Consider the following 10962-nt stretch of genomic DNA (forward strand, 5'->3'; position numbering starts at 1 on the left):
GGCCGCGCGGCGTGGCGCGTACCACCTCCGGCGGCCGGTGTGCCGGGCGTCGTCGGCCCACCGCCGCCGGTGACGGCCGGCCGCCGGGGCGGGCGCCGTCGACCGGCGCAGACACCGGTGGGGCGGCCACGGAGGCCGCCCCACCTGCTCACCTCACCGCCGCGGCGCGGCGGCGGTCGCTCTCAGAAGCCGAGCGCCGTCCGGCCCCCGACCACCGGCAGCCGCACCTCGCTGTCGTTCGGCGCGACCCGCAGCTTCGTGCCGCCCAGCGGCAGCAGCGTGTACTCCTGGTCGGTGGAGAAGACGACGACGCCGATGCGGTGGCCCGCCGGGAAGACGTAGTCCTTCGGCTCCAGGGTCCAGCGGTAGTCGTACAGCTTGCCCTGCTTGACCGGCCGCGTGCGGGACGGGTCCGTGCGGTTCTGCGGGTCCATCCAGCCCCGGGTCACCACCCTCGGCTCGGCCGTCGAGCCGGCAGGGCCGTAGTCGACCAGGTAGGCGGTGAGGTTGGCGTCCGGCTTGTTGTCGATCGCCATCCGCAGCCGCATCTCCGGGCGTCCGGAGATGCGGACCTCGTCGGTCAACGCCGGGGACAGGTACGCGAGACGGTTCGGGCTCGCCGCGTCCGGGTCGGCCACGAGGGTGTCCGGGTGGATCGTCCGGCCCTCGTCGACGAAGCTCTGCTCGACCCTGGCCTTCGGCCGGTGGCCCGAGGTGAGGGTGCCCGGCCGGGCGGCATCCGTCGCGGCCAGCTTCACGGCCACCTCACGGGCGGCCGGGTCCGGCCAGTTGGCGTACGTCGTGTACACCCGGTCCTCGCGCTGGAGCACCGCGGTCGGCTCGTCCATGATGCCGTTGGGCACGTTCCACAGCCAGTAGTCGAACCAGCGGTTCTCGGTCTGCTTGTAGGTCCACGTCCGACCGTCCGGCAGGGTCACCGACGCGTTGTTGCCGGGGCCGCCGTGCCCGCCCTGGTGCAGCCAGATCTTGCGCGGCACGTGACGCTTCGCGAGCTCGTCCCACCAGCCGGCGAAGTGCTCGGTCTTCACGTTCCAGTCGTTGAGGCCGTGCACCACGAAGACGCTGGCCTCCACGCGGCGGGCGTCGAGGTAGTCACGGTCGGCCCAGAACCTCGAGTAGTCGCCGGTCACCCGGTCCTGCTCCGCGGTGAGCGCGGCGATCTCGTCGGCGCAGCGCCCCTCCGCCCGCGCCCGCCCGGCGGTGAACTGCGCGAGGACGTCGGTGTCCTCGCCCTGGTAGGTGCCGGGGGCGACGACCAGACCGTTGGCCCGGTAGTAGTCGTACCAGCTGCTGATGGCCGAGACCGGCACGATCGTCCGGAGTCCCTCCACGCCGGTCGTGGCGACCTGGTTGGGCAGGGTGCCGTTGTAGGACACCCCCGTCATGCCGACCGCGCCCGTGGTCCAGTCCGCCGTGACCGGCGCGCCGTTGGCGTCGAAGGCCTTCGCCCGCCCGTTCAGCCAGTCGATGACCGCCTTGGTGCCGAGGGTCTCCGCCTGGTCGCCGCTGGTCGGGCAGCCGTCCGAGTCGGCGGTGCCGACGCTCTGGCCGAGCACCACGGCGTAGCCGCGCGGGACGTAGTAGTCGTCCAGCGAGCCGGGCAGGTTGGCCTTCGCCTCGGCGCGCTGGACCCCCATGTCGAGGGAACGCAGCCCGGAGCGGGTGACGCCGTTCTGCGGCAGCGCGTCCACCAGGACGCTCGGGTACGGCACGTCGCCCCAGGTGTCCTTGCGGTACGGGCTGTGCTCGAAGATGACGGGCACCTTGAAGCCCTCGGTGGCGGTCTCCCGGGGCCGGGAGATGTCGATGGCCACCCGGTCGAGGCGGCCGTCGTGGTCGGTGTCCACGGGCGTCTGGACGTACACCCGCTCCTCGATGGCGTCGGCGAGCGAGAACACCGGCTGGGTCATGCCGTCACTGACCACGATGCCCGGTGCGGCGGCCGTGGGCCGGGGAGCCGCCGCCGCCGGGGCCGCGCTGAGGACCAGGACGCCGGAGACTCCGACGCCGAGCAGGGCGAGATAGGGGGGTCGACGCACAGCGTCTCCCTTCGGTCGGGCTGGTGGCCGGGGTGCGGCCAGGGGGTGATCCCGAAGATCGGTTCACCCCGATCCTAGGTTCGCGCGGCGCTCACGTCGATCACCGTCGAACGACGGGCGCCCGCCGACCCGCCGGCCTCACCCCCGTCCCTCCGCCCCGTGGCGGGTCGCGCGCAGCAGCCCGTCGGCGCACACCGCGAACGGCTCGCCGAGCCGGGTGAGCAGGTCGGCGAGCCAGCGGGCCTCGTCCGCCGTCGCCCGCTCCAGCCGCATCCGGCGCATCCGCACCGGCACCGCCCGCAGCTCGCGCAGCTCACCGGTCGCGGCGTCGAGCGTGGGCAGCCAGAGCAGCCGCAGCTGCGGCCGGTACTCCTCCCGGCCGCTGATCCCCTCGTAGTCGTCGAGGAGGTCGCCGCACCCGTAGAGGACGAGCCGGCCACGGTGGACCTCCACGGGTCGCGGGTGGTGCGACGAGTGGCCGTGCACCACGTCGACCCCGGCCTCGACGAGGCGGCGGGCGAACTCCCGCTGCTCCGGCGCCACCGCGTACCCCCAGTTGGACCCCCAGTGCACGGAGACCAGCACCCGGTCCGCCGGCCCGGCCTGCGCGGCGATCCGCTCGGCGAGCGCGTCCGCCGACGCCGCCGTCACCTCCGGCAGGTGGGCCACGCCGGGCCGGTCGGGCCCGGCGGCCCAGTACGGCGGCACGCCGCTCGACGCGGCGGCCACCGCGAAGACGAGCAGCCGGCGGCCACCGGGCATCGGGACCCGGACGGGACGCCAGGCCGCGTCCGCGTCCCGGCCGGCGCCGGCCGTCGCGATGCCCGCGCCGGCGAGCGCGTCGAGCGTGTCGGCGAGACCGTCGGGGCCGAAGTCGAGCACGTGGTTGTTGGCCAGCGCGCAGACGTCGAGCCGCGCCGCGGTGAGGCACGGCACGTTGGCCGGGTGCATCCGGTAGTGCACGGCCTTGCCGGGCTCGTGCGCGCCCCGCCCCGTCACGGCGGTCTCCAGGTTGACGACGCGCACGTCGGGGCGGAGGTCGTCGAGCAGGTCGAGGGCCGCGCCCCACGGCCACGACGGGGGTACGGGGCGCGGCAGCGGGCCGGACGCCCGCTCGGCCAGCCCGACGTAGTCCCGCGCGTCCCGGACCAGTTCCTCGCGCAGCTCGGGCGGGCCCGGGTGCGGGAGCACGGCGTCCACGCCGCGTCCGGTCATCACGTCCCCGGCGAGGAAGAGTCTCAGGCGATCGTCGGCCACCGGACCACTCTCCCGCTCGGCCGCCCGCCGTATCCGCCGTACCGCCGGATCCACCGCACCGCGGCGCTCGCGGGTACGGCCGGCGCGGGCCGGAGATTCGGCCCCGACCGGCCGGAGGGCTGGCTATCGTGTGGACGACGGCCGGCCCGAGGAGCGCGCGTGAGCCAGACCGGGTCCGTGCGCCCGTGGTACCGGCGGATGACCGCGCGGCGGCCGGACGAGCCCCACCGCAGCGCCACCCCGCTGGAGCTCTTCTTCGACCTGTGCTTCGTGGTGGCGGTGGCCCAGGCGGCCGCGGGCCTGCACCACGACGTGGCCGAGGGCCGCGTCGGGCACGCGGTGGGCGGCTACCTGATGGTCTTCTTCGCCATCTGGTGGGCGTGGATGAACGTCACGTGGTTCGCCTCCGCCTACGACACCGACGACGACGTCTACCGGATCACGACGCTGGTGGAGATCGCGGGCGCGTTGATCCTCGCCGCCGGGGTGCCCCGCGCGTTCGAGGTGGGCGACTTCACGACGATCACCTACGGGTACGTGGTGATGCGCCTCGCCGCCGTCACACACTGGATCCGCGCGGCGGCCGGCGACCCCGGGCACCGGGCGGCGGCCGTCCGGTACGCGGTCGGGGTGGCCGTCGTGCAGCTCGGCTGGATCCTGCGGCTTCACCTACCCGACGGGTGGCGGGTGGGCTCCTTCGTGGTGCTGGTGCTCGCCGAACTGCTGGTGCCGGCGGTCGCCGAGCGTCCCGGGATGACGCCGTGGCATCCCCGGCACATCGTCGAGCGGTACGGGTTGTTCACCCTCATCGTCCTCGGTGAGGTGGTGCTGGCCACGTCGGTCGCGGTCCAGACCGGTGTGGACGCCGGCCAGCGCTCCCTGTGGTCCCTGGCCGCGGCCGGCGCCGTGATCGTGTTCGCGCTCTGGTGGCTCTACTTCGACCGGCCCGTCGAGGTGTCGACCCGGCTGCGCCGCGCGCTGTTCTGGGGGTACGGCCACTATCTGATCTTCGCCTCGGTCGCGGCCGTCGGCGCCGGGCTCGCGGTGCGGGTGGACCACGAACGCCACCAGGCGCACCTCTCCGGGGTCGGCAGCGCGTACGCGATCGCCGTTCCGGTGGCCGTCTACCTGCTCACCCTCTGGGCGCTGCACGTCCGCCGCCAGCAGCGCGGTCCGGCGCGCGCCGCCTACCCGATCGTGGCCGCGCTGGCGTTGCTCACCCCACTCGGGCCGGTGCCGGCGCACCTCCTCGCGGGCCTGCTCTTCGTCCTGGTGGCGGTCACCGTGGTGGCCCGGCGGCGGTCCACATCGTCCACCGCCGGACACGTCCGCAGGTGACCGGAGTCCGGCCGCCGGCGTCCGGAACGCGGACCCCCGTACCCATCCGGTATGGGGCACAGCCGCCCGGATGTGGGCAGAATTGGGCCATGTCTCCCCGCCGCTGGCTGCTGGCCGATCAGCTCGGGCCGCATTTCCTCGACGATCCCGACCAGCCGGTCCTGCTCGTGGAGGCGCGGGAGCTGTTCCGGCGTCGCCCCCTGCACCGGCAGAAGGCGCACCTGATCCTCTCGGCGCTCCGGCACCGTGCCGCCGAACTCGGCGACCGGGCTCTGCTGCTGCGCACCGGCACCTTCCGGGAGGCGCTGGCGCAGGTCGGCGGGCCGGTGGAGGTGTGCCACCCGCACTCGCGGGCGGCGATGCGCTTCGTCCGCTCGGTGCCCGGCCTCGCGGTGCTGCCGGCGCGCGGGTTCGTCACCGGGCAGGCGGACTTCGCGGCCTGGGCCGACGGGCGGCGCGGCCCGCTGCGGATGGTCGACTTCTACCGGTACGCGCTGCGCCACCACGGCGTGCTCACCGCCCCGGCCGGCGACCCCGCACCGCGGCGCCGGCCCCGGCCGGCCAGCGCCGCGTCGCCCGTGCCGGCGCCGCCCCCGGTCGTCGAGGACGAGATCGACGCGCAGGTACGCCGCGACCTGGACCGCTGGGCCGCCGACGGGGTGCGGTTCGTGGGCCGGGACGGTCCCCGCCGGTTCCCGGCCACGCACGCCGAGGCGCAGGCCCGGCTGGCGCACTTCCTGCGGTACCGGCTGCCCGAGTACGACCGCTACGCCGAGGTGATGAGCGCGCAGGACCCGCTGCTGGCCCACAGCGGGCTCTCCTCGTCGTTCAACCTGGGCCTGCTCGACGCCGAGCCGGCGGTGCGCGCCGCGGAGCGGGCGTGGCGCGACGGGCTGGCCCCACGGTCGGCCGTGGAGCGGTTCCTCCGCGGGCTGCTCGGCTGGCGGGAGTTCCTCTGGCAGCTGTACTGGTACGTCGAGCCCCGCCGCCCGGGGGCCGGGTGGCCGGCCGCCACCGAGCCGCTGCCGCAGTGGTTCGCCGACCTGGACGCCGACGCCGTGGAGGCGCGCTGCCTCGCCGACGTGCTGGCCGCCGTACGCGACCACGCGTTCACGCACCACGTCCCCCGGCTGCTGGTGCTCGGCAACTACGCGCTGCAACGCGGGTGGCGCCCGGCCGAGCTGGTCGACTGGTTCCAGCGCGTGTTCGTCGACGGCACGGACTGGGTGATGAACGCGACGGTGCTCGGGATGAGCCACGACGCCGACCTGTCCCACGTGGAGACCCGCCCGTACGCGGTCGACGGCACGGACATCGACGAGATCAGCGACTACTGCCTCGGCTGCCGGTACTCGCCGGAGCGGGCGCTCGGCGACCTGGCGTGCCCGTACACGGGCGGGTTCGAGACGTTCCTGCACCGCAACCGCGCGCGGCTGGCCGACGACCCGCGGCTCGCCGCCGAGCTGCTGCGCCGCGACGACCCCGAGCACCGGGAGGCCGTGCTCGCCCAGGAGGAGAAGCGGGGCAGCACCCCGCCGTGACGCACCGCCGGCCGGCACGCCCGGCGCGGGTGCCGCCGGCCGCGTACGTCAGCCGGCGCCGGCCGGCGTGCCGGTGGCGCCGGCGGCTCCCGCCCCGCCCGGCAGGTCGCTCAGGGACACCGTGCGGGTCACCGACGGGCCTCTCGCGGCGTCCGGCACGCCCCAGAAGTCGAGCAGCAGCCGATGGAACTCCTCGGCCCGCTCGACCTGCGGCAGGTGGCCGCAGTCGCGGAACAGGTGGGTGCGCGCGGCGGGCAGCAGGACGCGGGCGGCGTCGAGATGCGCCGGGGGCAGGATGAGGTCGCGGTCGCCCCAGACCACGAGCGTCGGCACGTCCAGCTTCGCCACGCGGGCGAGCAGTTCCTCCCGCCACCGTGGGTGCACGCCGCGGAAGCCGCCGAGGCTGCGCAGGGTCTCCAGCATCACGCGCGCCGTGTAGGGCAGGCGGGCGATCTCCAGGGCGTGCGCGATCCGCTCCTCGGTCACGAAGGTGGGGTCGTGGAAGAGGGCCCGCTCGACGCGGCGGGCGGACGCCCGGCTGGGGCGCAGCAGCAGCCGACCCAACGGCCGCAGCGCGAGCAGGCGCAGCGCGAGCGCCACCTCCTGGCCGAAGCCGGCGCTGGTGACCAGCGCGAGGCTCGCCACCCGTTCCGGCTCGGTCACGGCGAGCTGCATGGCCACCGCGCCGCCGAGGGAGTTGCCGACCAGGTGCGCCGGGCGGCGGACGCCGACCACGTCGAGGTAACGACCGACGAACCGCGCCAGCGACGGCAGGCCGTACGGCTCGGCCATCGGCATCGAGCCGCCGTAGCCCGGCAGGTCGACGCTGTGCACCCGGAACCGCTCGGACAGCAGCGTGTGCTGCTCGGTGAAGTCGCGCAGGCTCCGGCCGATGCCGTGCAGCAGCACGACCGGCTCTCCGTGGCCGTCGATCCGGTGCCGGACGCGCCGCCCGGCGACGGTCACATGACGGGGCCGCTCTGCCACGCTCATGCCGTCTCCTCTACCTGGTCGCCCGCGGATCGGGACGCACGACGCTGGGCGGGCACACCAGGCGCCGGTGCGGTGGACTCGGCCGCCGGCACGTCCGGCCGGGGCGGCGCGGCGCGCCGCCGCACGCCGAAGGCGAGCACCCGACCGTACGAGGCGGGCGCCACCCGGGCCAGCAGGTCGGGCACCCTCGCCGACCAGCCGACGAGCACCCGCCCGCGCCGGCGCGCCACGCCGCGCAGGATCACCTCGGCGGCCCGGGCCGGCGGGATGGTGAGCAGCTTCTCGAACTGGCGCAGGCCCTGTTCGTACTCCTCGATGGCGACCCCGCTGCCGACGCGGGCGTCGGCGGCGATCCGCGTCCGGATCCCGCCGGGGTGCACGCAGGTCACGCCGATCCCGTCGTCGGCCAGTTCGTGCCGCAGGGCCTCGGTGAACCCGCGGACGGCGAACTTGCTCGCCGCGTAGGCCGCCTGGCCGGCGGGGGCGATGAGGCCGAAGAGGCTGGACACGTTGACCAGGTGCGCGCCCGGTTCGGCCCGGAGGGCGGGCAGCAGCGTGTGCGTCAGCTGCACCACGGCCCGGAAGTTCACGTCGACGACCCAGCCGAACTCCTCGACGGTCACCTGGTCGAACCGGCCGCCGAGGGCGACGCCGGCGTTGTTGACGAGCAGCCGGATCCGGGGGTGCCGCCGCCCGATCTCGGCGGCGGTCCGGGCGGTCGCCGCCGCGTCGGCCAGGTCGACCACCCACGGGTCGACGGCCAGGTCCGGGTGCGTGGCGCGGACCGCGGCGACCACCGTGTCGAGGCGCGCGGCGTCGCGGTCGAGCAGCACGAGGTGACTGCCGCGGCGGGCCAGGGCGTACGCGAGGGCTTCCCCGATGCCGCCCGCGGCGCCGGTGACCACGGCCGTGCCCCCGGCGAAGTCGAAGCTACGCACGCGTCGGACTCCTCTCGGGGCTGCCGGCCCGGGAGAACCGCACTCCCTCGTCGTCGATCCGCCCGTGCCGCATGAGCAGCAGGTCGCGGAGGTAGTTCTGGTGCAGCCGCCACGGCGCCTTCCGGCCCTGCCGGGGCAACGCGTCCAGGCTACGCAGCACGTACCCGGAGCGCAGGTCGATCAGCGGCACCCGTTCGTCGTCGGGTGGCGGGCGCGGCGTGACGATCTGCTGGCCGGTGCGGTCCAGGTGCCGCAGCAGCCGGCAGACGTACGCGGCCACCAGGTCGGCCTTCAGCGTCCACGAGGCGTTGGTGTAGCCGATGGTCAGCGCGAGGTTCGGCACGCCGGAGAGCATCATGCCCTTGTACGCGACCGTCCGGGCCGGGTCGACCTCGACGCCGTCGACGCGCAGCGCCATGCCGCCGAGCACCCGCAGGTTCAGCCCGGTGGCGGTGACGACGACGTCGGCGGGCAGTTCCTCACCGGAGGCCAGCCGGATCCCGTGCGCGGTGAACGTGTCGATGGTGTCCGTGACCACCGACGCGCGGCCGTCGGCCAGCGCCGCGAAGAAGTCGCCGTCGGGGGTGATGCACAGCCGCTGGTCCCACGGGTCGTAGCGGGGCGAGAAGTGCCGGTCGACGTCGAAGCCGGCCGGCAGCCGCCGGGCCACGCCCCGGCGCAGCAACCGGCGCACGAGGCCGGGGGCCCGCCGGCTCAGCTGGTAGGTGGCCGTGGTGACCAGGACGTTCTTGCCGCGCACCGCGGCGTGGTACGCGCGTGCGGGCAGCCGGCGTCGCAGCGTGTCGGCGAGGGCGTCGCGGGACCGTAGCGCGAGGACGTACGAGGGCGAGCGTTGGAGCATCGTGACGTGGGCGGCCCGCGCGGCCAGCGCCGGGACGAGCGTGACCGCGGTGGCGCCGCTGCCGATCACCACCACCCGCCTGCCGGCGTGGTCCAGGTCGGCCGGCCAGTGCTGCGGGTGGACGACCCGCCCGGCGAACCGGTCCAGGCCGGGCAGGTCCGGGGTGTGACCGGCGTCGTAGCGGTAGTAGCCGGCGCAGACGTGGAGGAAGCCGCAGGTCAGCCGCACGGTCTCGCCGGTGTCGTCGCGGTGGGCGTGGACCGTCCACCGTGCGGTGGCGCTGTCCCAGTCGGCGCGGACGACACGGTGCCGGTAGCGGATGTGCCGGTCGACGCCGTACTCGCGGGCGGTGTCGCGGATGTACGCGCGGATCGCGCCGCCGTCGGCGATGGACGTCGGGCCGGTCCACGGGCGGAAGGAGTAGCCGAGGGTGAACATGTCCGAGTCGGACCGGACGCCCGGGTAGCGGAACAGGTCCCAGGTGCCGCCGAGGGCGTCGCGGGCCTCCAGCAGCGCGTACGTCTTCTCCGGACAGCGGCGCCGCAGGTGGCAGGCGGCGCCGACACCGGACAGCCCGGCGCCGACGATGAGCACGTCGACGTGTTCGCAGGCCATGACAGCTCCCCGGGTGGCGTGGTCCGGACCCTATCCACCACCGTCGACACCGGTCAACACCGCGTCGAGATTCTCGACACGGTGTTGATAGCCGGTAGTATCGACCGCCATGACGATCGCCCGTGCCGCCGCCGGGAGCGGGACCCCGCGCGGACGGCGGCCCGGCCGCTCGCCGGGCGACCACCGGGAGCGGGCCATCCTGGCCACCGCCGAGCGCCTGCTGCGGCACCGGGCGTTCGCCGACATCTCCATCGACGACCTGGCCCGCGGTGCCGGCATCTCCCGGCCGACCTTCTACTTCTACTTCCCGTCCAAGGACGCGGTGCTGCTCACCCTCCTCGACCGGGTCACGGAGGAGGCCGACGCCGCGGCCGCCGGTGTGCTGGACCGGGTCGCCGAGGACCCGCCGGCCCGCTGGCGGGACCTGATCCGTCGGTTCCACGACACGTTCGGCGCGCACCGGGCGGTCGCGGTGGCGTGCGCGCAGGTGCGCGGCACGAACGCCGAGGTGCGCGACCTGTGGGCCGCCGTGCTGGAGCGCTGGGTGCGGTGCACCGAGGCGGCCATCGAGGCCGAGCGCCGCCGGGGCGCCGCGCCCGACGGTCTGCCGGCCCGGGCCCTGGCGATCGCGCTGAACTCGATGAACGAGCGGGTCCTGTACGCCACCCTGGCCGGCGACGGGCCCGCCGTGGCCGAGACGGACGTCGTGGACGTGCTGCTCGACGTGTGGCTGGCCGCCATCTACCGGGGTGCCGCTCCCCCACCGGCCTGAACCACCCCCGGCCCCGCGCCGACCTCGACGCCGCCCGTCAGGCGCCCACCGGCCCCTCGGCGCGCGTGTCGGCGACGTACGCCTCGACGTCCGGCCGCTCCGGTGCGAGCACGTGCCGGGCCCAGGCGGCCCGCTCGTGCTCCAGCACGCCCAGTTCCCAGACGCAGCCCACCGCCGGCCGGTGCAGCGGGACGAAGTGGGCCGGGTCCTCGTCGGGGCAGCCCAGCACCGGCTGCCCGGCCACGGCGATGCGTACCTCGACGAGGTTGACCCACGTCCAGCAGTAGGCGAGCAGGTAGGCGCCGGTGTCCGTCCCCCGGTGGAGCACCATCCAGCCCGCCGGCGGGGTGCCGTCGGGTTCCGGGAGCAGGCCGGGCAGCAGGTCGTACGCCGCCTTCTCCACCTCCGGTTCGATCGGCCGCTCCGGCTGGTCGACGTGGTAGCGCTTGAGGCGCCGGCCGGCGACCGTGACCGGTCCCGGCACGCGCAGGTCCTTGTCGCGAAATGCCATGCCGGGACGCTACGGCCGCGTCGCTGACACCTACTGTCAGGTACGCGGGAAGATCCACAGTGGAGCTGCCGGGGC

9 protein-coding genes are annotated in these 10962 nt (G+C 75.2%); 3 read left to right on the plus strand and 6 right to left on the minus strand.

What is annotated here, in order from left to right; translation table 11 throughout:
• Positions 1-182: 182 nt before the first annotated feature.
• Both OG994_RS08920 and OG994_RS08925 read right to left on the minus strand, forming a co-directional pair.
• Positions 183-2060 (minus strand): Xaa-Pro dipeptidyl-peptidase, encoded by a 1878-nt coding sequence (locus OG994_RS08920; RefSeq protein WP_328852793.1) that lies wholly within the window; start codon positions 2058-2060, stop codon positions 183-185.
• Between the two features lie 138 nt (positions 2061-2198).
• Complete coding sequence (locus OG994_RS08925; RefSeq protein ID WP_328852794.1) at positions 2199-3317, minus strand: CapA family protein; 1119 nt, start codon at positions 3315-3317, stop codon at positions 2199-2201.
• Between the two features lie 159 nt (positions 3318-3476).
• Between OG994_RS08925 and OG994_RS08930 the strand changes: the two genes are divergently transcribed.
• Positions 3477-4655 (plus strand): low temperature requirement protein A, encoded by a 1179-nt coding sequence (locus OG994_RS08930; RefSeq protein ID WP_328852795.1) that lies wholly within the window; start codon positions 3477-3479, stop codon positions 4653-4655.
• Between the two features lie 89 nt (positions 4656-4744).
• Positions 4745-6196, plus strand: coding sequence for a cryptochrome/photolyase family protein (locus OG994_RS08935; RefSeq protein ID WP_120331314.1), 1452 nt, complete (start codon positions 4745-4747; stop codon positions 6194-6196).
• 48 nt (positions 6197-6244) lie between these two features.
• Here OG994_RS08935 and OG994_RS08940 read toward each other — a convergent pair whose 3' ends face one another.
• From OG994_RS08940 to OG994_RS08950, 3 genes are read right to left on the minus strand one after another with little or no spacing between them, the layout of a single operon-like run.
• Positions 6245-7189, minus strand: coding sequence for an alpha/beta fold hydrolase (locus OG994_RS08940; RefSeq protein ID WP_328852796.1), 945 nt, complete (start codon positions 7187-7189; stop codon positions 6245-6247).
• On the minus strand, positions 7186-8127 hold the full coding sequence (locus OG994_RS08945; RefSeq protein WP_328852797.1) for an SDR family NAD(P)-dependent oxidoreductase: 942 nt from the start codon (positions 8125-8127) through the stop codon (positions 7186-7188). The genes OG994_RS08940 and OG994_RS08945 overlap by 4 nt, the downstream gene beginning before the upstream one ends.
• On the minus strand, positions 8120-9604 hold the full coding sequence (locus tag OG994_RS08950) for a flavin-containing monooxygenase (RefSeq protein ID WP_328852798.1): 1485 nt from the start codon (positions 9602-9604) through the stop codon (positions 8120-8122). The genes OG994_RS08945 and OG994_RS08950 overlap by 8 nt, the downstream gene beginning before the upstream one ends.
• 109 nt (positions 9605-9713) lie before the next feature.
• Between OG994_RS08950 and OG994_RS08955 the strand changes: the two genes are divergently transcribed.
• Positions 9714-10376: a TetR/AcrR family transcriptional regulator gene (locus tag OG994_RS08955; RefSeq protein ID WP_328852799.1), complete on the plus strand. Its 663-nt coding sequence runs from the start codon at positions 9714-9716 to the stop codon at positions 10374-10376.
• A gap of 37 nt (positions 10377-10413) precedes the next feature.
• Here the strand turns inward: OG994_RS08955 and OG994_RS08960 are convergent, their stop codons facing one another.
• Positions 10414-10887 (minus strand): hypothetical protein, encoded by a 474-nt coding sequence (locus OG994_RS08960; RefSeq protein ID WP_328852800.1) that lies wholly within the window; start codon positions 10885-10887, stop codon positions 10414-10416.
• Between the last annotated feature and the right edge of the window lie 75 nt (positions 10888-10962).

Origin of the sequence: Micromonospora globbae, assembly GCF_036184225.1 — a bacterium.
Taxonomy (GTDB): Bacteria; Actinomycetota; Actinomycetes; order Mycobacteriales; family Micromonosporaceae; genus Micromonospora; species Micromonospora globbae.